The 22,272-nt window shown below is 71.9% G+C and carries 8 protein-coding genes; 2 read left to right on the plus strand and 6 right to left on the minus strand.

Annotated elements, in window-relative coordinates; translation table 11 throughout:
- Positions 1-247: 247 nt before the first annotated feature.
- Complete coding sequence (locus tag AB6N23_RS02625) at positions 248-1,375, plus strand: restriction endonuclease (protein WP_412864491.1); 1,128 nt, start codon at positions 248-250, stop codon at positions 1,373-1,375.
- A gap of 44 nt (positions 1,376-1,419) precedes the next feature.
- Here the strand turns inward: AB6N23_RS02625 and AB6N23_RS02630 are convergent, their stop codons facing one another.
- From AB6N23_RS02630 to AB6N23_RS02655, 6 genes are all read right to left on the minus strand, one after another.
- Positions 1,420-3,633, minus strand: coding sequence for a UvrD-helicase domain-containing protein (locus AB6N23_RS02630; RefSeq protein ID WP_412864493.1), 2,214 nt, complete (start codon positions 3,631-3,633; stop codon positions 1,420-1,422).
- Positions 3,633-9,992: a DEAD/DEAH box helicase gene (locus AB6N23_RS02635; RefSeq protein WP_412864495.1), complete on the minus strand. Its 6,360-nt coding sequence runs from the start codon at positions 9,990-9,992 to the stop codon at positions 3,633-3,635. The genes AB6N23_RS02630 and AB6N23_RS02635 overlap by 1 nt, the downstream gene beginning before the upstream one ends.
- Positions 9,989-12,508 carry a GmrSD restriction endonuclease domain-containing protein gene (locus tag AB6N23_RS02640; protein ID WP_412864497.1) on the minus strand — a complete coding sequence of 840 codons (2,520 nt, stop codon included), beginning with the start codon at positions 12,506-12,508 and terminating at the stop codon, positions 9,989-9,991. The genes AB6N23_RS02635 and AB6N23_RS02640 overlap by 4 nt, the downstream gene beginning before the upstream one ends.
- 22 nt (positions 12,509-12,530) lie before the next feature.
- Positions 12,531-17,237 (minus strand): class I SAM-dependent DNA methyltransferase, encoded by a 4,707-nt coding sequence (locus AB6N23_RS02645; RefSeq protein ID WP_412864499.1) that lies wholly within the window; start codon positions 17,235-17,237, stop codon positions 12,531-12,533.
- Positions 17,234-20,110: a helicase-related protein gene (locus AB6N23_RS02650; protein WP_412864501.1), complete on the minus strand. Its 2,877-nt coding sequence runs from the start codon at positions 20,108-20,110 to the stop codon at positions 17,234-17,236. The genes AB6N23_RS02645 and AB6N23_RS02650 overlap by 4 nt, the downstream gene beginning before the upstream one ends.
- Before the next feature lie 478 nt (positions 20,111-20,588).
- Positions 20,589-21,701, minus strand: coding sequence for a DNA cytosine methyltransferase (locus AB6N23_RS02655; protein WP_412864503.1), 1,113 nt, complete (start codon positions 21,699-21,701; stop codon positions 20,589-20,591).
- Positions 21,702-21,824: 123 nt separating this feature from the next.
- On the opposite strand from AB6N23_RS02655, the gene AB6N23_RS02660 reads away from it, so the two are divergent.
- Positions 21,825-22,229 carry a very short patch repair endonuclease gene (locus AB6N23_RS02660; RefSeq protein WP_412864505.1) on the plus strand — a complete coding sequence of 135 codons (405 nt, stop codon included), beginning with the start codon at positions 21,825-21,827 and terminating at the stop codon, positions 22,227-22,229.
- Positions 22,230-22,272 lie beyond the last annotated feature (43 nt).

A 22,272-nucleotide genomic window follows, 5' to 3' on the forward strand; every position in this document is an offset into this window, starting at 1 on the left:
CCGGGTACTTCCTCGGTGCAGCCATGACCCTCATCCTTCCCAGGAACGAGAGCCTCCGTCAGACCCGGGGCGAGACACCCGTGGACCCCGTAGGTCCTGCCGCGGAAGCCTACTCACCGACCTCTCCAGGTCGCACTCGGATGCTTCAGACATGAGTCCTCCACACCGAAGAAGAACCCGGGCGCTCATCGAGCGGACCACGCGCACTTGCGCAGCGAAGAGCGGCGATCGAAATGGAGCCCAAGCGTTGGCGAGGAACAACGGCGGCACGAGTCCCGCCTGGGCGACGCTACTCGCACTCGGGCTCGCCATTGCCGCCGTCAACAAGGTGGTCGACTGGTACCGAGCGCTGCATCCGGCGTGGCAGTGGGCCATACCGTCGATCCTCGCTGCGGCTGTGGCCGTCGCGATCGTGCTTGCAGTGAAGGCACGGCGACGAGCCGCGGCGCACTATGCGCTGTGGCAGCGCGAGGACGCAGAACGACAACGTGTCGCACTTGCTCGCCGGGCGCGACTCGATCGTCAGATCGCGAGCACCGACCGCATGAGCGGCAGCGACTTCGAGCACCTCGTGTGCCGGCTGCTGGCGAGGGAGGGGTGGTCGGCGCGCGTATCCGAGGGCGCGAACGATCTCGGTAAGGACGTGGGAGCAGTCGATGGTGCCGGACGCCGCCTGGTCGTCCAGTGCAAGCGATACGGGGATCGCAAGGTCGGGTCGGCCGAGATGCAGGCATTTCTCGGCACGTACAAGCATGTTCACGGCGCCGACGTCGGCGCTTTTGTGACGACGTCGCTCTTCACGAGGGCCGCGGCGGATCTCGGGCTCAGCGCCGGCCTTGTTCTGATCGACCGGGCACGGCTCGCCGCTTGGATGGAGGAGGGCGCACCGAGCGCACTACGACCGCTAGGAGCCGGCCCGTTGAAACACCAGCAGGTCGATTCGTCACTCGCCTTCGACGAGGAGCGGACCGTGATCACCGCGGCGGAGACGGATGCCGCCCGCGGAAGGCCCGCACTGTCCACCACCACTATCGACGCCCTGTACATCCCGTGGTCACTCGACGCGGACCTCGAAGTGGTGTCCATCGACCGACGGGACGTGACGCGCTGGTACTCATTCGTGAGTGGCGGTCCGGTGGAAGCCGCGGTCCTGCAGTTTCCTGACGCACCCGAGCACGAGCTCTACGTCAACAGTCGGTACGACACGCTTCCCATCGCAGCCGTCAACGAGCGAGCCACGCTCCTGCTGGATGAGTTCGGGTCGGGCGCAGCCTGGGGCGGGATCCGCGGTGATGCGTTGTTGGTCGGTGTGTCCGCGCGCGATCGGCGACCGCGCAGCATCGACGAGGCGCTGGTGCACGCCTTGGCTGAGTGATGCTCCTTGACCGCTAGTTTGAGCGCGACGGACGAGACGCGGCCTCACCGCCTCACGATCACCAGCTCATCACGCGCACGAGTGGCGGCCACATAGAGGACCGAACGAAGCCTCTGCTCGGCATCGCGACGCTCCGACTCCTCCATGGCGGCGAGCCGCTGCGCCTCCCACGGCGCCGTCCACCCGACATCGGTGAGGACGACCCTCGAGAACTCCGTGCCCTTGGCGCGGTGGCGCGTCATCACCGCGACCTTCCGCGCCGGTGGGCGCTCACGGTCCACGGCGACGGCCGGCACGTGCCCGTCGGTCAGTGCTTGTGCGACGCGGTCGCGCTGCTGCCGGTCAGGCACGAGCACCGCGATCGTCGAGGGGTCGTCGGTGGTGTCGAGCCAGCCGCGGACGCGTTCGACGACGACCTCGAGCTCCTCTCCGAGGGTCGGGGCGTGGAAGACCTCCGGGGAAGGCCCGCTCCGCGCCGAGCGATAGCCGGTCTGCTCTGTCTCCCCTTCGAGGTCCACCCACTCCACACCGTCGAGCTGCGCCAGCGCCCACCGGAGGTTCTGCGCAGTCGTGCGGTAGTTCAAGGTCAGGCGCCGCGAGCGACCGACGATATTCACCCCGAGCCGCTTGAGCGGTGTCCGGTGGCCGTAGATGCGCTGGTGCGAGTCCTCGGCGATGAAGAGGTCGTCCGGACCGGCCGGCGCGAGGGCGCGCAACAGCTTCCAGTGAGCCGGCGTGAGGTCCTGCCCCTCGTCGACGAGGACGTGGTCCGCGAGGCGCTCCCCAGCATGACCGGGAGCCCCCTCCAGGTAGGCGGCTGCGACCACGCCTGCCTCGGCGAAGTCGAGGGAGCCGTCGTGACGTGCCTCGGTGCGGTACTCCTGGAGCAGGCGCCACACCTCCGTGCGTGCCGACCGGTCGAGTGCGACACCGCGTCCGGTACGCCGCACGCGGAGGTACTCCTCCAACGTCCGGACGGCCGCGGGAAGCACCACGAGGTCGTACTCGTCCTGGAGGAAGCTCTCGTTGGCCACGGTCGGCGGCAGCGTCGTGGTGACGTGGTCGAGGACCGTCCTCCACCGGGCCTGCGGGGTGCGCTGGTTCGGGTGGGACCGCGCCTCCCCCAGGACCGCGGTCTGCGCGGCGTCGAGAGCCGGGCCGGGGGCACGCCGGACGACGGCGCTCGCCAAGGCGTCGACTCCGGTGACGTGGATCCCCGGCGCTCCCAGCTCCACCAGGGGCGCCGCGGGGTCGAGGCGTCGGACCTGATCGCGCAAGGCGTCGGCCAGGTTGGTCGTGTACGTCGTGAGCACGATCCGGGCGTGCGGATCACGAGCTGCGAGGGCGCGCGCACGGTGGACGAGCACGACGGTCTTGCCGGTACCGGCACCTCCGGAGACACGGAAAGGTCCGTTGGTGCGCTGGTCGACGTAGCGCCGCTGCTCGGGGTGGAGGAACACGCGCCAGGCCTCGAAGTCGTCGGCCTCGATGACGCGGCGCAGCTCCTCCTGGCCCTCGATGAAGGCGAAGGCCGTCCGAGCAGCGGGTCGCCTCAGCGCGCGGACCAGGTCCTCGTCCGCGTCCCCGGTCGTCGGTTCCGGTTTTAGGTCGAGGCGCTCGATGATGCTCTCGACCGACTCACCAGCACCGAGATCGACGAGCACGAGCCCGATCCACCCCTCGTGCTGCTCTGCGAGCGCCAGCAGGTCGTCCTCGGAGTCGACGGCGAGTGCGGCGTCGGCGAGCGCGTCCGGCAGGCCGAGTCGCTGCACGAGGTCGTCGTGGCTGTACCCGAGGGCAGGCAGGCACGGGGCGTGGGGGCCGTCAGCGGCGGGCGCCTTCTCGACCTCGCGAGGCGGTACGGGCGCCGTGTCGGCCCCCCGTGTCTGCGATGTGCGGGCCGGCGTCGGTGCCGGTTCCGGCACGGCGATCTCCTCGATCACCGGCATGCCGTTGATCGGGTTCTGCTTGAGCGTGACCTTCTTGGCGACGGCGATCGCGTCGTCGTGCGCCCAGATGCCGTGGAACACGTAGTGCGTGTCCCCCTGGCCGGTGAGCTTGAACAGCACGGCGCGCCAGAACTCGTCGACGCGCCCGGTGCGGACGCGCGGGTCGATCGACCCGTTGATCGGCTCGATGTGGAGGCCGGCTGTCGTGTCGTCCTCCTGAAGCTTCTCCAGGAACGTCCAGGCCTTCTTCTTCAGCGCACCGTCGGCGATCTTGTGGGGCGCCTTGCCGGCCATGACGAGTGTGGGCATCAGGCGTCCGCCTCTCCGCTGGCGTCGCCGACGACGGCGGCGACCTTCTCGATGTCCTGCGCGTCCAGGACCCGCCAGCCGGCCGCCTGCAGGTCGGCCCGGTCCTCGTCCGGGAGCGGGTTCACGGCGACCACGACGTGCAGCTGGGGCCAGGCCAAGTCGAGCATGATGCCGTCCGGTCCCTCGGTGCCGATCGTCGGCACCGGGACGGACGGGCGTGCGAGCTGGGCCAGCACCTCCCGCTCGACCGAGGTCGCCCGCTCGAGCGCGCTCTTCCAGCCGGCGGGCAGGCCGTCGACCGCCGGTGCCGGCTCGCCCGTCTCCGTCGTGCCGCCGGTACGGGTCGCTTCCTGCCATGCCGTGACCGTGGTGATCGTCGTGGGCCAGTCGCGCAGGTCCAACGCGTTGGACAGCTCGAGCCACCGACGCCACGCCAGGGCGTGCCCGTCGTCCATCACGGCCGCGCGGTCGTCGAGCACGACGGCCGCTCGCGCGACCGTCCCCACCTGCTCGACAGCGCAGGCCAGTGCTCCGGTGCGCATGACGTAGACGAACCGTGCGGTCGGCTCGGTCGTCGCCGGCGCGCCGAGGAGCGTGTCGACGGCGACCTGGGCGATGTCGACGCCCTCGGCGGCCGGGACGAACTGTCCGGGGTGCGCCGCCGATCCCAAGAGGTAGAACGGGACGCCGCGGGCGACCTGTCGCCGGTCGTCGGGCGAGGGATCGGCGACCCAGGCCACGATCTGGTCCAGCGCGCCCCGGCCGAGATCCTGGTACGCGGCCATCGACGCCTGCGTCGACGCGCCGGCGATGAGGCGCGACGTGATCTCTGGGCTGTACCAGTCCGGGACGGCGGGTGCGGCGTCATCGAGGTCGGCGGACGTCACGGCGATCACGCGGTGGCCGGCCAGGCGGAGGCGAGCGCGCTTCTCGGCGTCGTCGGCCAGCCGGTTGTGCGCGATGCTCGCGTGGTACGCCCGGCCGTCCGCGTAGATCGCGGTCTGCGGGACGCCGGCGGTCGACAGGACGAAGTCCGGCCGTGTCCCGAGGATGTCGACCTGCGGCGCCAGGACCCACTCGCGTCCCCGGCCGGTGAGCCGGGCGGTGTTCCCCCGCGGCCCGGGCACCTCGCTGACCTTCAGGCCGAGACCACGCGGGCCGAGCCGCTCCATGAGCCGGCGGTAGAGCTCCTGCTCCAGGACCGAGTCCCCGCTGCCGCCACCGGCCGGGGCGTCGCGCGTGATCGTCCACGACGACGGGGCGGCCACCCCGTCGTCCGGCACAGCGAGCAGGCGACGCAGATGGCGTTCGGCGGACGCCCGCGACACCGTCTGGACGTGCCCCGACAGCGCGAACGGCAGGAGGCAGCGGTGGCAGGCCAGGCGGTTCTCGTACCGGCACTCGCAGTCGCGCACCGTCTCCCACGCCACGGTCAGGAGCCGGTGCAGGTGCTGCGGGTCGGCGAGCTCGGCCAGGTAGCCGGTACCTCCCGGCACGACGTCGTGGAGCAGGATCGCGTCGTGGACGTCGCTGCCGTCCGTCGGGTCGGGGTCCTTCACGACTTGGACTGCGAGGTGGTCGGGGTGTCCGCCGATGTGCTCGCGCAGTCCCAGCAGCAGCGCGGCCGCCAGGCTCGGCACGGCGAACGTGTCGCCGATCGTCACGCTGTAGGGCAGCCGCAGCAGCAGGCCCTGGGTCTGCAGGGTGCGGCTGAGGGCGATCGTCCGGGTCTGCTCGTCGCGTGCCGTGCGGTGCGGGCACCACGGGCGGTGCTCGTGCGGCTTGTTGGTCCCGGCGTCGGAGTCAAGCTTGCCGCAGCCTGCGCAGACGCGGAACAGCCCGGCCTGCAACTCGTACCCGGCGATCCGGCGGGCACCGCCGAGCGACGGCAGACCGAGGTTGACCCAGCGCAGGTCGACCCGACGCAGCAGGGCGCACCCGAGGCCGACGCCGTCGACGAACCACCTGTCGGCGACGTTCTCCGGGTCGATGTCCACGGCCACCGGGATCTGGAAGCGGGTGCGCTCGCGGTCGTCGCTGCGGTCGGTGATGACCGCCTCGTCCCGCCGCACCTCCGCGGTGACGTGCTGCAGCTCGACCACCTCGTACCGCTGCCCGGTGTCGGCGATGCCGGTGCCGCCGCACCGGGGGCACGACGCGATCTGCCGCTCCGCGCCCTCCGTGCCGACGTCGGTCGCGTACCCGCAGCCGGGGCAGAACCGCCAGGGGCGCACGGCGGACCCGTCGTTGCCGAGGTCCACCGCGTCGATGGCGATCTCCCACCCGCTGGCGTAGAAGGTCGCCCCCGGGACGAGCTCGCGGATGGCCTGGCCGGCGCCGCGGCGGAACTCGGCGTGCGACGTCTCGAACTGCTGCGTGTCCGGGTCCATCCAGGAGAAGCCGACGTCGAGGGTGACGCCGTCGTCCAGCAGCGTGTAGTTGGGAAACACGCCGTACTGCTCGAGCACGCCGATCCAGTACTCCCCGGTGAGCTCGGCGAGCTGCCCTCCCGTCAGGGCGCGCGCCGCGCGCGCGGAGCGCAGCGCCCGCTTGTCGTCGTCGGTGACGGCGGGTGACGCGACCGCGGCCTCGAGCGCGGGAAGCAGCGCGTTCACCGCTGCCAGACGGTGCTGCAGGAGCGCGACCGTCCGCTGCCACCGCCCGCACGCGTCCGCGACGTGGGCCGCGAACGGGCTGGTCCGCGGCCCGTCGACCGGGCTGAGCCACTCGCGCAGGCGCGAGACGACGTCCTCCGGGAGGTCGGCGGGGAAGGTGCCCACGAACCGGTCGACATGCGTGTCAGGGTCGCGCTCCCCAAGGTCGACGAGCGTGCCCAGGTAGCTCCCCGGATCGACCGTCCCGATGGCGGCGCCGGCGGTCCGGGGCTGGGTGACGGCGGCGTCGCGAGCGAGTCCGTCGGCGAGGTGGGCGGTCAGCTGGCGGCGCAGGATCTCCTCCGCGCGCAGGTAGGTCGCCGGCGGACGGACCTCCCCGTTGATGACCGACAGCGGGTCACCCAGGCGCGGGAGCTGGTCGCCACGGCCGGTGACGAACGCCAGGTCCAGGGCGTTGCCGGTGAGACGTCCGGCGCGGCCGACCCGCTGCAGGTACGACGCGACCGTGCGGGGCAGTGAGGAGAGCAGGACCGTCGACAGGTCACCGATGTCGATGCCCATCTCGAGGGTCGGCGTCGCGACCAGCACGTTGGGGTCGCCCGGCTGCTGCTCGGTCCGCTTGAACGCCGTCTCGTACGCCTCGCGGTCCTCATCCGTGAGCAGGCTGGTGTGCTCGCGCGCGACGACGCGCCGCATGTCGGGCGAGGAGTAGAGGCGCTGGTAGAAGCCGGTCTGCAGGGGTTCGCGGCGCAGCACCCCCGGGCAGCGCACGGAGAAGCACGCGCGGCCCTCGAGCTGGTCGACGGTCGTGGTGCTGCCGGGGAGGCCCGCCTGGCACACGTCGCACACCAGCAGGTGACGCCCGGCGGCCAGGTCGGCCGGGGCAGCCGGCTGCACGAGCACCCGCTCCTGCGGGATGCCGTAGACGCTCGCGCCAGAGGCGGAGGTCTCCACGGTGAGCAGGCCGTCGTGAGCGAGACGTTCGATGAGCAGCTTGGCCAGCGCACCGCCGTCACGTGCCGGGACGCCGAGCACGCGCCCAGTCCACCGTGAGAACCACGACTGGGGTGAGGTGACCGGTTCCAGTCCCGTCGGACGTTCGAGGGTGCTGCCGCCGATGCGGGGGTACCCCGGGGCGGGACGGCCGGAGGGGAAGGCCGGCATGCCCTCGTGCCGTGGGCGTCCGCCCCAGATCGACCAGCGGGCGCCGTCCTCGCGGCGGTACCGCGTGAACCACGGGTGGTCGATCGCGCCCTGCGTCCGCATCCGCTCGAGCACCCCGCGGGACCAAGCGACGAGCGCCGCGTCGTCGGGGTCACCGTCGAGCGTGCCCTGGACGGCGAACCCGTCGAGCACGCTGCGCGCCGCACCGGCGAGGTACGCGGGCGAACCGGCCTGGATCTCGACGGAGACCGACCCGGTCAGCTCGAGGGTGCGTCCCAGCCGCGAGGCGAGGCCGAGCTCGAGGGCGGTGTCGAGCTCGAGCCGGCGGCGGACGCGGTTGCGGACGCCGACCGGCACGGCGCTGCGCCGCGGCGCCTGCCAGAAGGGCCGGAACGTGTCGCGGTCCGCCAGGTCCGTCGGCAGCAGCCGGTGGCGCGCGAAGGCGTCGTCACCCGCCTGCTCCAGCAGCCGGCCGACGAGCTCGTCGAGGGTGACCGGTCCGTCGGCCACGGCAGCGCGCACGGCGGCGCGGAAGGTGATGGTGTGGGAGCGGGCCTGGACGAAGCCGGCGCGGTGTGCGGCGTCCTGCACGGAGTCGGTGAAGACGAGCGCGCGCTTCTCGCGGGGGTTCAGCGTGGCGGAGCCGAACATCGTCGAGAGCGTCACCGAGAGCAGCGTGGCGATCGCGCTGCCGAGGAAGCGGATGCCGTCGGCCTGACCGCACGACGGGCACACCTCGTCCTTCGCCTGCTTGTCGGCGTCCTGGTCGCCGGTGCCGACGGCGAGCACAGGCAGCACCCAACCGTCCTGCAGGTCGGGGTCGTCGTCCGGGGGCGGCGAGGTGAGGAGCTCGCGGTTGCGCACGTGGAACCACTGCAGACCCTCGACGGGCCGGCCGCGCAGCAGGGCGTCGTCGGCCTCGCCGGCGGCGTGCAGCAGCGCGCGGGTGCGGCCCGCCCGGGTGGCGTGCTCGCGGCGGATTGTGTCGTCGTCGCCGGCCAGGCCGCGTCCGACGGGGTTGAGCAGGACCATCCAGCCCGACCGCCCGCAGTGCCGGCAGTACACGGCGGGGAAGGACGGGCGCAGCGTGTCGGTGGCGGACTCGGCGACCATGGGGCCGTCGTCGCCCCACCGGAACTCGGTGCGGGAGTCCGCGGCGCGGTCGATGCGGGTGAGCTCACGCACCCAGAGGTGCACCTCGGTGGAGAGGGCGGCACGGCCGGCGACCGCCCGGACGTGACCGAGCATGGCGACGACGTCCGCGACCACGCTCTCCCACAGAGCGGTGTCGAGCGTGGCTGCTGGAGCGACCCGAGCCGCGAGATCCGCCAGTGCCACCGCTTCGCCGGCGCCCCGGACGAGGTCGGCGACGAGGGGGTGGGCGCGCGTCGCCGCGAGCAGGGCGGGGGTGTCCCAGGTGACGGCCAAGTGGTCACCGTCGTAGAGGTGCGCGAGGACGACGCGGGCGAGGTCGCCGCCCGCCGGGTCCTCGCCGAGGTCGTCGACGGCCTCGCGCAACGCCGTGGCGCGCGCACCGTCGAGAGTCACCGGCGTCAGCCCCAGGGCAGAGACCTCGTCTGTGGCGTCCTCCACCCAGGCGTCGAGCGGCAGGCGCGTCTCTGTGACCACCGCTTCGGGGCCGAACGGCTCCCCGAACACCGTCTCGGCGAACCCGCACATGACCGACGGGTCGCCCTGGTCGCCGAGCGTCGCCGACGTCGCGACGGGCGTGACGATGCCCAGCGGGCGGGCCCGGTCCTCCTCGGAGACCGGGGCGTCGTCCGGCCAGTGGCTGCGCAGGACCAGGCCGAGGCGGCGCAGCAACATGGCGACGTCGGTGCCCTGGGCACCGTCATAGGTGTGGAACTCGTCGAGCACCAGGTACTGCAGGCTCAGCGCGGAGGTCTCCCACAGGTGCTGGTCCTCCTGGCGCAGCAGGAGCTGGTCGAGCATCTTGTAGTTGGTGAGCAGGATGTCCGGCGGGTCCTCCCGGATGACACCGCGGTCGGTGATGAGACCTTCCGCGGTGACGGTCGGGCGGGGCTTGCCCTTCTCCCCGACGTACAGCGCGGCGGTCACCCCGGACAGCTCGGCGTGCTCGGTGATGATGCGGGCGAGGCGCTGCGCCTGGTCGTTGGCGAGCGCGTTCATCGGGTAGAGCAGCAGAGCCTTGGTGCCGCGCACCCCGCGGCGACGGGCGCGCAGCACGTGGTCGAGGATCGGGAAGAGGAACGCCTCGGTCTTGCCGGAGCCGGTGCCGGTGGTGACCAGCGTGGGCTGCGGGCGCCGGTCGACCCCGTCGCGGATGGAGGCCAGGCGCGCGAACGCGGCCGCCTGATGCCCGTACGGGTGCGGGCCGCCGTACCACTCGAGGACCTCGCGCGGGTCGCGGTCGGCCGGTCGGAAGGGCAGCCGCAGCCGGACGTACGGGCCCTTGAACATGCCGGCGTCCGGGTGGGCGAGGAACCGGTCGAGCGCCGCGCGGGCATCCGCGTCGGCGAGCGCGAACGTGGTCGTCAGGTAGTCGACGAGGCTCGTGCGGACCGACGACGCCTGGACGGTGGGGAGCAGCTCGCTCATGACAGGAGGTCCCTCAGATCGGCGAGGCTGTAGCCGTCGTCGGTCCGCCAGAAGGTCCACCCGTTGACGGAGTGCTGCGCGACCGCAACTGCGGCCCGTGTCGGTGTCTCGTACACCTGGCCGTCATCGGCACGCAGACGCCCGTCCTCCAGAACGGTGACCCGGACCGTGGCGCCCCGCACCACGCGCGTCAACTCGCTACCCGCAGACAGGAGACCCGCGCGGACCAGATCGGCAGTGCCCGTGGCGTTCGACGTACGCGCCTGCCCGGTCGGTACTTTTTCCCCGTCCTCGTGCTTCGGCTCGGGTACGCGGTGGAGTACAACTCGCTCGGCGACGAGGTCGACCGCAGCGGTACGCCAACCCGCGTCGACGATCGCCCGGCTCAGTGCGGATCCGTCGTATCCCCGCCAATGCTGCACGTAGGTGCGCGCCGACGCCGGCAGCGGTGCCGCGATGACGTCCTCGACCTGGTCGAACGACAACCTCACCTCGTCGAGCGCTTGCCGCTGGAGCCAGTCACCCAGCGCGTCGTACGTGCCCGCGGCGTTCCGTGACCGCTGCACGCGAACGTGAGGGCGCAGTGGCCGGTGCTCGTTGGCGCGAGCGACCACGCGAGGCTCTTCCTCCGGCATGACGGCAGCTGCAGCAGCGAGCTCGTCGTCGTCGGCAGGCTCGACGGGGCGGCGCTCGGCCGGGCCCGGCCAGATCTGCAGCACGGCGTGCACCAGCAGGGCAGTCCGGCGGTCGATGTCCTCGTCCGTCCACGCGGCCTCGTGGCGCGCGGCGATGGAGGCGCTGAGCTTGAGCTGGGCGTGGTCGAGCAGGTACGTACGCTTGCCCGTCGGCCCGAGGCCTCGGCTGTGCGCGTCGTCGTCCCGCCACGGGCGGTTCGACAGCGTCGGGTTGAGCCGGCCGCTGACGAGGGTGAGGTTGCCCAGGCGGTGCAGTCGCTCGTCGCGCTCAGCCGTGACTGCCTCGTCGTCGTCGAGGAAAGCTGCCCAGTGCTCACGCCAGGCCTGCGGCATGACGTGCTCGATCGTGAGGTTGCGCGGGCAGGGCATCCCCTCTCCGAGGGGCCCGCGGTGGTGGTCCTCCAGGGCTTCCAGCACCATGCGGAGCCGCGGCCGCGTCAGCGTGCGGTAGACCGGCGCGCGCAGCAGGGCCGTCGTCACCGTGGCGTCGTCCGGCCAGGTACGGGACGGCGCGCTCTGCGCCTCGAGGTAGGCCACAAGTGCGTCGCCGGCTGTCGCGGTCGCCGCATCGCGGAGCACCCGCAAGATCGCGAGGACGGCGTTGTTCACGTCCTTGCTCGTGGCGCGCAGGAGGGCCCGCCGCACCAGCCAGCTCTCCAGTGCCCGGAGAGCTGTGTCGCGCTGGTCGGCGGGGAGATCGGTGGACGGGTGGCGCATGAGCCACAGCAGGACGGGCCAGACCACGGCGACGTCGAGCGTCTGCAGCACCCGGTAACGGAAGGTCCCGGGCACGCTCGTCGCCGGCAGATCCTCCAGACCGGCGTACACGTGCGCGTCGTGGGCGATCTCCTCCAGCAACGGCACCAGGTCGACGTCCGGCGCCGCGAGCACGCGGTCGCGGAAGGTGGCGAACACCTGGTCAGCCGGGACCTCCTGCACCAGCTTCATCGTGAGCCAGCGGTGGAAGAAGACGTCGAGGCGGGGACGCATGAGGCGCCCCTGCCGCTGCGGCCGGCGCCACTCGTCGGTGTCGAACGCGCGCCACAGCCGCCCGTACAGGTCCACCACGTCGAGCTGCCGGCTCTGGGCGACCTGGAAGACGAGATTCTTGATGAGGTCGGCCGCCAGCAGCGGGCTGCCGCGGTGGTTGAGCGTCTCGAAGATCACCTGGGCGTTGTCGCCCGGCTCCAGGTCGATGACGACGAGGCGCAGGTGCTGGGCGAGCGCCTGCGTGAGGGCCGCCAGCCGCTCTCCAGCGCCGTCCCCCGCACCCAGAGCCCAAGCGCGTGCCGCCTCGGTGAAGTACCGGTGCGCGCGCACGATGAGCGACTCGGCCAGATTGGCGGGGGCGGGCCCTTCCATCGCGGCGGTGAACGCCGACTGGTCACGGTCGGTCGGCCAGACCTTGAAGACCTCCTCGGGGCGGCCGACGAGCGCGCTGTTGTTGCGTGCGAGGCTGTGCAGCCCGGCGGCGTCCTGCGCCGAGCCGTGCTCGGCGACCACGCCCTGCACCGCGTCGAGCAGGAGCTGGAGCGTGGTGAGGCGCTGCTGCCCGTCGACGACGTGCCGCACGTCGATGAAGCCGGTCGGCACGGACTGCTGGTCGACGACGACGGCGCCGAGGAAGTGCGGCGAGACCTGGGCCGGGCCGAAGGCCACCGGCGGGGCGTCGAGCACGCGCTCGGCGAGCGTCCGCACGTCCTCCCACAGCGGCTCCCACTGCGTGTCGCGCTCCCAGACGTACGGCCGCTGGAAGAGCGGCACGACGTACCGCACGGAGTTGCCGAAGATCTCCGCGGGCGTGCGGGCGTACGCCTTCATGCCCGCTCCCTGCTCTGCCCGCTCATGAGCGCTCCGCGAGGCGGCGCTCGAACTCGGCGTAGGCGCGGCGCATGTCGGCCTCGCGGTCGAGGGTGACGAACGGGAGCTCGTAGGTGTAGGCGATGCCACTGCCCGGGTGGGCGGCGGTGCGGTCGGCCTCGGTGATGGCGTCGCCCTTGCGGCGCCAGGCCTGGAGGACGCTCGTGGGGACGAGGCGGCCGTTGGCGTCGTAGACATACGACGTGCGGTCGTAGCCGTAGAGGACCGCGAACTGGGTGCGGTAAACCGCACAGAGCTCGTCAGCAGAGATACCGAGCGCGACGGCGAATGCAGCGTCGATCTCGAGCTGAGCCTGCCTGCGGTCCTCCGGTCTGCGGAGTGGCGTAAGAGACGACCACTGCTTGGAGAGCCCGAGCGGGGGGCGGTTCGGTCGCGCACGACCGCCCGTCCATGCGTCTTGGAGCATTTCAGGCCGCCACGCGTTGGCGACAAGCGCACCCCAAGCCTCCGTCACTGCATTGAGGCGCAGTGCTCGCAGCGCTATCGCGTTCGAGAGTCGGTGACCTAGGGCGGCCGGAAGGCGAGACGCTGTACCTGATCGGATGTTCGACTTTGGGACCGTCCGAATCGCAAAATCACTGAGGAGCGAAGACATTCCTCCGACCAGGACAGCCAGATCGAACGGCTGGAGCGTCGGGGAGCCCATTGAGTACACGCCGTCTACGTGCGCCGGGCCGGGCGGGATGATGGCCGGGATGAGCGTGCGCTCACCTTGGTTGGCGGCCATGTTGCGCCAGGCGATCCGGTAGTGGTCGCGGGCGGGCTGCGGATCGTCCGGGGTGCCCCAGTCGTCGTAGGCGCAGTCGTAGTCGTAGCGGTCGCCCGCGGGCTTGTACGCGGTGACCGGGATCGCGTCTGGTGCGAGCGCCTCGAAGTCCGTCGCCGACCAGTCCTGGTTGTGGAGCATGGTCTTGTTCGGCGTCTTGTAGAAGGGGGTCGAGACGAAGAGATGGGGACCCTGGAGGATGACGTCGTCCCAGGACTCGGGCGGTCCCCAGGCGCTCTCGAAGTAGCCCTTCACGCGATCGGTCTTCTCATTCCACCCGGCGGAGAAGCGCAGGCCCAGAGCACCGATGCGCGGTGAGCGCGCGAGCTTGTCGAGCGTCGCCGCGGCCGAGGTGTTAACGGCGTACACCATCCGCGTCTCCGGGACGGAGACATCGGCCGTCTCGAGCACCGCGTGCCACGTCCGCAGCGTCTCCTCGGTGACGTGGGTAATGCGGGACCGGTGGGGCCGCACGTCCCATCGGCCGTCCTCGTCCTTCAAGCCCGGCTCGGGCCCCGAGCCGTCGTGATGCAACGAACGCACTGCCGTGTCGGGGTGGTAGAGCCACGACGCCTGAACGAACTCGACGCGGTCGCGGGCTCGCCCGTGCACCGTGATCCCGAAGTGCTTGTGGTCCTCGATCTCGAACAACAGCAGTTCGTTGACGAAGTGCCAGTGCCGCCGGAGGTGCTGGTAAAGCGCTCGCCGTAGAGCCCCGGCCTTCTCGTCCGTGAAGTGCGACTCCAGGTGGATCATCGCCGCCATGCCGCCAGGACCCGTGTGCCGCCACATCAGTTCCATGAAGCATCGGTACAAGTCGGGACGTAGGCCAGTGAGATGTGGGTACATCGTGCGCGCCGAGACCGCGGTGCGCGTGGCCAACGTCTGGCCGGCGAGCGTGAGAACGAGGTCGCGCATACCGGGGAGCTCGAGCGTCGCCTCCCGCCGTCGCAGGACCTCGCTCTGGCTCGGCTTCACCGCGAGCTGCCACCACGGGTCGCCTTCCGCGAGGGCCGACGCCTCGTCCCAGTCCGGCCGCACCCACGGCGGGTTCCCGACCTGCAAGTCGAACCCCCCGCGCAGGAACACCGAGGAGAAGTCGAGCTCCCAGTGGAAGAAACCCTGTTCGGCGGCGACACGCTCGCACACCTCGAGCCAGGGGTGGTCCCGCACGACGTCGGCGACGGGCTTGGCGTCGGCGAACAGCAGCACCTGCTCCTCGACGTCCTGCAGCTCGTCCCACGACGCGGCGTCGGTGAGCGTCTGGTTGCCGGGCAGCGACCGTCGCTTGAGCTCCGGCGCGCGCCCGACCAGCCGCTGCAGGGCGTCGATCCACTCGTCCAGACGCGGCGGGGTGGCCTGCACGGGCGTGCCGCCACGCTCGACCGTCGTCGTCGCCTCGGTCAGCGGCCAGAACCACAGGGCGCACCACGCGTCCATGACCCGGCGCAGTCGCCGGTAGGCGCCGTCGGCGTCCGCCAGTGACGCCTCGACCTGCTCGCGGGTCACGGTGGCGCCCTGCTCGACCTCCGCGCCCCACACGTCGACGCTGCGGCGGATGCCCTGCTCGGCGAGCGACATGCGGCGGGCGGCGATCTGCCAGAGGACCTCGACCCGGTGTGCGATCTCCGTGAGGGCGTCGATCTGGCCCTTCGTCGGCTTGGCCTTCAGCGCGCTGCGCCACGCCTTGAGCGCCTTGGTGGCGTCCGGGGCGAGCGCGGCGGCCTCCTTGGCGTAGGCGGCGGCGCCCCAACCGTCGGCCGGCAGCAGGAAGTGGTGGATGCCCGTCGCGGGACCGTCGAGCAGCGTCGTCAGGGGCGCATCGGTGGGGACGGCCCGCAGCCACGACTTGTCGGTGACCTGGTCGCGCCGGTACAGGGCGCGGCGGGCGCCGATGAGGGAGTTGCCGCGGCGCAGGTGCAGGCCGAACCACGGCGCGTCGAGCCCCGCGACCATCGTGTCCAGCCACAGCGAGATCTCGGCGAGCTCCACGGCGGTCGCGTTGAGGTCGACCCCGTAGACGTTGTGGAGCGCGATGTACGCCTTGGCACGCTGCAGCTCGCGCGGGTAGGCGTCGGGGTCGATGCGCTCACCCAGCTCGTCCTGCCGGCGGGTCAGGTACTGCTCCGCGAGCTGACGGACCGCCTCCAGGGCGAACGCGCCCGAGCCGAGCGCCGGCTCGCAGACCGTCATCCGCAGCACGTCGGCGGCCGACGTCGTCGTGCCGCCCTGGTCGAGCAGCTCCTCGAGGGCCTGGCCCACCGTGAAGCGGGTAAGCACCTCGGGCGTGTAGAAGGACGCCGACTGCTGGCGCTCACGCCCCGCGAGGCGGAAGACGAAGGTACCGGCGCGGTGCAACACCGGCTGCAGCTCACCCGTCACGGGGTCGGGGGCGCGCACGAAGTCCTTCGAGGCGATGCCCTCGATGCGGTCCGCCGGCACGACCCACGAACCTTTGGAGGCGTCACCGTCCTTCGCGACCTCGAACAGGTCCTCCTGCGCGAAGAAGCCGGTGTACGACATGAGCCCCTCGTACACCGCACCGAGCTGGTTGATGCCGAGCTCGGCGTAGGAGATGTACCCGCGGTCCGCCCCGCGCTTCTCCTTGCTGAGCAGCAGGTGGCCCAACACACGCTGCAGCTCGCCGTTGCCCAGGCCGACCTCGTCGATGTGGGCCGTCGCCGCGGGTGAGAACAGGTCGGCGCGCAGCGCATGGAACGTCAGGCCCTCGTCGCGCAGGTCGTCCTCACGCGGGGCGGGCGGGACATGGCCGGTGTCGACCAGCCGGAACAGCACGCCGAGCGACTCGTACAGGTGCGTGCCGTGCAGCGCGCGGTCCGACGTCAGCGGCACCTGCACCGTCTCGCGCAGGCGGTCGAGGCTGTACCCGGCGTCGTACTCCGGGGCGCCCGTCGGCAGCACCCCGAGCTCGGGGGACGCCTCGGCGTACAGCAGGAACAGGATGCGGTAGAGGAACCGCAGCGACTGCTTGGCCAGCACCTGCGCCTCGGCCTGCGGCAACGGTTCCAGACCGGCCCAGGCGCGACGGGTCACGACGTCGTTGGCGATGATCTCGATCGACAGCCGCACCCCGTCGCGCAGGTCCTGCGAGACGCCGACCGTGTGCTTGACCGAGGCCTCGAGCACTCCGTCCCACCACAGCCGCCCCTCGGTGTCCGGTGCGACCGAGGCGGCCGAGAGGCACGTGAGCGCCGTGTCGACCTCGCCGCCACGGCGCGTGTCGTTGCGCTCGGCGACGAGCTGCAGGTCGACCGCCAGGTACCGGCCCTCGGCCCACCGCGCCCGCTCCGCCAGCATCGCCCAGCGCCCGGCGAGCACCAGCGCGTACGTGGGCCCGTCCTCCTGCACGAAGAGCTGCGACAGCAGCCGCGCCGCAGAGCGGGTCGGCTCCGACTCCTCGTCGACCGCGACCTCCGCGGCGAGCGTCACCCCGTCCTTGGCGAGCAGGTCCTCCAGCGCCGTCACCGGCAGCGCCCGGACCAGCGCCAGCGGCGCGCCACCGGTGAGGCCGGCGGCGCGCACCCGCCGCAGTGGCCCGTCACCCTCCGACCGCAGCCCGTGGCGGTCGAGCTCCAGGACGTGGGTCAGGCGGTCGGCCACGCCGTCCGCGAGGTCGGCGAGCGCCGTCGTGTCCAGGACCGTGTCGTCGTCACGTGCCTGCTCGCGCAGCGTCTCGACCCGCTGCGACAGGTCGGCCAGCGCCGTCTGCAGCTCACCGCGCGCGGCGGTGAACCGGCTGCGCGGCGTCTCGCCGGGCTCGGCGTCCCACTCCTTGCGCCGCGCCAGCACCAGCGCGCGGAACGACTGCGACGTCGCGTCGGACGTGAAGAAGTGCTCCGAGATCCAGCCCTCGCCGACGACGAAGGCGTCCGACGCGCTCATCGTGCCTCCGCCTCGGGGACCACCACGAGCAACGGGCGCAGCAGCCCTCGGTCCGGCAGCATCGACTCCACCAGCTCCCGCTCCTCCTGCACCGGCAGCCGCCGTTCCTTGAGCAGCTTGGTCTGCACGTGCTCGCGCGCGTCGGCGTCCCACTCGTCCAGGCGCGTCGCCCACTGCTCGACCCGCTGCCGCACGTCCTCGGCTGCGACCTCGAAGTGCTGGTCCATCTGCGGTGTCGCCCGGTCGACGGCGGCACGGACGAACGGCTGCAGGCCCGCCGCGTCGGGTACGGGGCCGGGGTTGGCGCGTCGACCGTCGACCCCCAGCGCGGCGAGCGCGCCGGCGGCGGCATCGTGCGCGGTCACCAGGGCGAGCCCGTCGGCGCTCGCGGTCGGGAACTCCACGGTGAGCCGGGACGCGGCCACGACCTGACCGCGGCGGTTGGTCAGCGTGCCCTGCAGCAGCACGGTCGGCCCGTCGACGGGCCCCCGCACCGCGAAGACCTCGTTGCGTCCCAGCCGTGCCAGGGCGCGGTCGACCGCCCACTCCAGGACGGGGTGCAGCGGTGACAGGAAGTGCGCGTCCGGCCAGGACGAGCCGCTGGCGTCCGTGAGCGCGTCGCTCAGCCGCTCCTTGCCCCGTGCGGGGGTGGTCGCCAGCACGAGGGACTCCGTGACGCGCCGGTCGGTCAGGTACGACTGCGGGAGCACCTCGAGCCGCTGCCGCAAGTCCGGCGTGGGCGTGAGGCGGGCGGTGCCGAAGCCGGCGTCACGGGACCACCCGACCCCGCCCCTGGCGGGCGGCGATGCCGGGTCGGCCTCCTCGAACGCGGCGTGCAGCGCCTCCTCGAGGAACTCCACCTCGGTGGCGAACATGCCGGTGTCCGCTGCCGGGGTGGTGACCACCGGCGCAGGCGCCGGGGTGGGGGCGCCGGGCAGACCGCCCGTGAGCTGAGCGAACAGTCCGGCCAGGTCGTCGCCCGCCGCGACCTGCTGCGGGGTGCGGACCACGTCGTCGAGGTCCTTCTGCCCGGCCAGCACGCGGGTGAGGATCTCCTCCTCGCCCTTCACGTCGTACGTGCCCATGAGGCTCGCGACGTCACCGAGCGCGCGATGCGCCTCGTGCTCCTTGTCGACGAGGCGCGCCAGCACCCGCACGTCACCGGAGAAGCGGGCGTCGGACGGCGTGAGCAGCAGCGTCGTGATGCGCGGCGGGTGCTTCTGGCCGTACCGGTCGATGCGCCCGTTGCGCTGCTCGATGCGGATGAGGCTCCACGGGATGTCGTAGTGCACCAGCTCGTGACACTGCGCGTGCAGGTTGACGCCCTCGGACGCGACGTCGCCGGTGACGAGCACCCGCACCGGCGTCGACGCCTGCTTGAACCGGTCGACGACCGCCTGCTGCTCCTCGTCGCTAAGACCCCCGTGCATGATCTCGACCGCCTCCGGCGGCAGCCCCAGGTCCTTCGGGAGCTGCGCCCGTAGGTGCGTGAGGGTGGCGACCCGCTCCGCGAACACGACCACGCGGGTGGTCGAGCCCTTCCCCACGCCGATACCCCGCAGGTGCGTCAGCAGGGCGTCGTACTTGGCCGAGCGCGTCACCTCGGCGTTGAGATCGGCGAGGCGTCGCAGCGCCGCCCGCTCGGTCTCGGCGGCCGGCCCCGTCGCGTTGCTCAGGCGGGAGAGCCGCTGGCGGATCGACTCGGCCAACGCCGCCGGGGAGGACAGGTACGCCTTGGCGAGCGTCCAGGGGAACAGCGACTCGTTGCGCCCGGAGTACGGGGACGCACCGCCCGCCGGGTGCAGCCACGTGCGGACCAGCTCGTCAGCGACCGCGTCCTCCGCCGCGCTCGCCACGACCCGCACGTGGTGCGGCTCCTGACGCTCGGCCCAGTCCGCACCCACGACACCCGCGACCTCCGGGCTGTGCCGGTGCCGGCGGACCACGAGACGCGTGACCTCGTCCGGTCGGATCGTGCCGTCCGGCGCCACGGCCGTCGGCTCGAGCAGACGCACGAGCTCCGCGAACGACTCCGCCCTGCCGTTGTGCGGGGTGGCCGAGGCCAGGATCAGCGCCTCGGTGGTCCGGGCGAGCGTGCGCGCCAGCTTGTTGTTCTGCGTCGAGGGGTTCGTGAGGTTGTGCGACTCGTCGATGACCACGGCGTCCCAACGCTGCTTGCGCAGGTTGTGCACGTACCGGCCGGACTTCAGCGTGTCGATCGAGATGATGACCCGGCGGAAGTACGAGAACGGGTTGCGCGTCGCCGGGAGCTTCTGCCGCACCCGCTGGATGCCCGCCGAGTCGAGCCGCACGAACGGCAGCGCGAAGCGGTTCCACAGCTCCTGCTGCATCTGCTCCAGCACGTGCCGCGGCGTCACCACGAGGATCCGCTCACCGCGCCCGCGGCGGACCAGCTCCGAGAGGATCATCCCGATCTCGAGGGTCTTGCCCAGGCCGACCGCGTCCGCCAGGAGGATGCGCGGTCGCAGGTTCTCGGGGTCCAGTGCGGTGCGCACGGCCGTCTGCTGGTACGGCAGCGGGTCGGCCAGCGCCTGCGTGGAGACCGTGAGCCGGGCATCCGTCAGCGGCACCGGCGTCTTGCGGATGGTCGACTCGAGCCAGAGCCGGGACGACCGGTACCGCGGACTGCCGTCCGCCACCACCGTGGCGTCCCGCGGGTCCTTCGGGGCGATGGTGTCGAGGCTCGCGTAGAAGACCGCAGGAAGGTCCCGGACCAGCTCGCTCAGGCCTCGGACGCGGACCAGGGTGCCGTCCGCCGTCTCCTCGGTGGAGCGGACCAGCCACTCCTCGTCGCGGACGACCACGACGGACCCCGGGGCGACGGCGAGGTCGTGACCCGCAGAAACCCTCACGTCCAGCCCCCTTGCTCGCCCGGCGCAGAAATGCCGCGCCTGGCGAGGATGGTAACCAGACGGTCCACGCGTCCTGGAGAGAACGACGTCCTGGACGACGACTTCGCCGCGGACGAGCGAAATGTCGCACGGTGCAGGCCGATCGCGGGATAACCCCGCGAGGTGGCCCTGACGCACCCCGCGCGGCCTGCGGGGAGCCGCGCGGAATGTGACCTCATCCACCCCGACGTCGACTCGTTCGACGTCATCCTGACCGCTTGCTCCGGAGCGAGGTCGCGCTCAAGGACGCGGTCGTCGGGCCCGCGGGAGGCCGGTCAGGAGGAGCTCGAGCGCGCGCTGACACTGTGAGGCACCGGCAGAGTCGCCGGTCCTCCCGTGAACGGGCTACAGCCGTCGTCATGAGCGCCCGAGTGCCGCCCCACGGGCAGGGCAGGCCTCGCTCGGCGAAGCGCGGGCCGCGCACCCTGCGCCGGTCCTGTCAGAAGAGCCCGTCGGCCTCGGAGTGCTGACCACGGTGCGCCGCGAGGATCGCGCGCCCCATGGCCGCCCCGAGCTCCAGGGGGACCGCGTTGCCGATCTGCCGCGCGATCTGCTCGCGGGTACCTGCCCAGAGGTAGCCGGCCGGGAAGCCCTGCAGGATCGCCGCCTCCCGATGCGTGATGACGCGGTCCTTCTCGGGGTGGATGTAGCGGCCCTTCTCCGGCTTGAAGAACTCCGTACGGATCGTCACGGAGGGCCTGTCCCAACGGAGGCGGCCCATGACGTCGCCGGAACCCGTCGTGTGCTTGATCCAGCACGGCGCCTTGAGTTCCTCAGGAAGATCGAATCTGTTCCCGCCAGGAGGGATCGCGGCGAACCGGAGCCTCGAGATGTCGCGGTACTCCCGACCGATCTGAAGGTCGTCAGTGGTCAGGCCACCGAGAAAGACCTCCTGGTTGACCGGGACGGTCACCGTCGGCCACTCCTTCGTCGCGGGCTCCGGCAGCCCCTCGATCGCCTCACGCACCGTCCGGTGCCGGCCGACATGCGTGGGGACCGGCCACGGGGGCGCAGCGACATCGGAGCGGTGCCCGATCAGGAGGGCGCGCTTGCGCGCCTGGAACGACCCGTAGTCGGCCGCGTTGACGACGCGCGCCTCGAACTTCCAGTCGGCGAGCATCCCGCCGCCGTCCGTCTCGCGCTGGAACAGCTTGAACTGCTCCGACTTCATGAACGTCGCGACGTTCTCGACCACGAACCACTTCGGTTCCGCGCGGACGATCGTCTTCGCGTACTCGTACCAGAGGGCGTTCCGGTCGTCCTCGGCGTCCTGTTTCCCGAGGGTCGAGAACCCTTGGCACGGAGGCCCTCCGACGATGACGTCGACGGTCGGCACGGACTGCTGGTCCAACCACTCCTGGATGGGCCCGACGAAGACGTCTGTGTCCTCGTGGTTGAGCTTGTAGGTGGCCGCCGCAGCTCGGTCCATCTCGACTGCGGCGACCGTCCGGAACCCGCCGGGCGACGTCACACCGGCGCTCAGACCGCCGGCCCCGGCGAACAGGTCGAGGACCGTGAGGTCGTCGGTGCGCTGTTCGGGGGCGAGGGACACGACGGCAAGCGTAGGGCCGACCGTGCCGAAACGGCCCCCGCGTGTTGGAGTGACTACCGTCGTGTCGTGGTCGGCCGCACCGCTACTTCACCAGGTGATCAGGAGCCCGGGACGCACGTGGCGGTGCCCTCGTCCGCCTCCGTCTCCGCTCGTATGGCACGGCAGGCACGTCGCGACACGGACCCGGAGCTCGCTCTGCGCCGCGCCCTGCACCGCCGAGGGCTCCGGTACCTGGTCGACGCCCCGCTGCCGTCCATCCCGCGCCGGCGCGCGGACGTACTCCTTCCTCGGGCGCGCGTGGCCGTCTTCGTGGACGGGTGCTTCTGGCACGCGTGCCCCCTCCACGCGACGCAGCCCGCCTCGAATTCTGAGTGGTGGCGCGCCAAGTTGGAGCGGAACGTCGCACGCGACCGCGACACCGATGCCCGGCTCGGTGCTGCGGGCTGGCTCGTCCTCCGCTTCTGGGAGCACGACGACATGACGGCCGCCGCCGACGTGGTGATGGAGGCCTGGCGTACGCGACGGTGAGATTCACCCGTCAGGAGCTCAAGGAACACCCACTCGGGCGCCG

The sequence above is a fragment of the Cellulomonas pasadenensis genome (assembly GCF_047229365.1).
Lineage (GTDB): Bacteria > Actinomycetota > Actinomycetes > Actinomycetales > Cellulomonadaceae > Cellulomonas.

What these genes read in the sequence shown, in the direction of transcription:
- AB6N23_RS02630 (WP_412864493.1), bottom strand. Translation starts at nt 3,633, where the DNA reads ATGCCCACACTCGTCATGGCCGGCAAGGCGCCCCACAAGATCGCCGAC.
- AB6N23_RS02635 (WP_412864495.1), bottom strand. Translation starts at nt 9,992, where the DNA reads ATGAGCGAGCTGCTCCCCACCGTCCAGGCGTCGTCGGTCCGCACGAGC.
- AB6N23_RS02640 (WP_412864497.1), bottom strand. Translation starts at nt 12,508, where the DNA reads ATGAAGGCGTACGCCCGCACGCCCGCGGAGATCTTCGGCAACTCCGTG.
- AB6N23_RS02645 (WP_412864499.1), bottom strand. Translation starts at nt 17,237, where the DNA reads ATGAGCGCGTCGGACGCCTTCGTCGTCGGCGAGGGCTGGATCTCGGAG.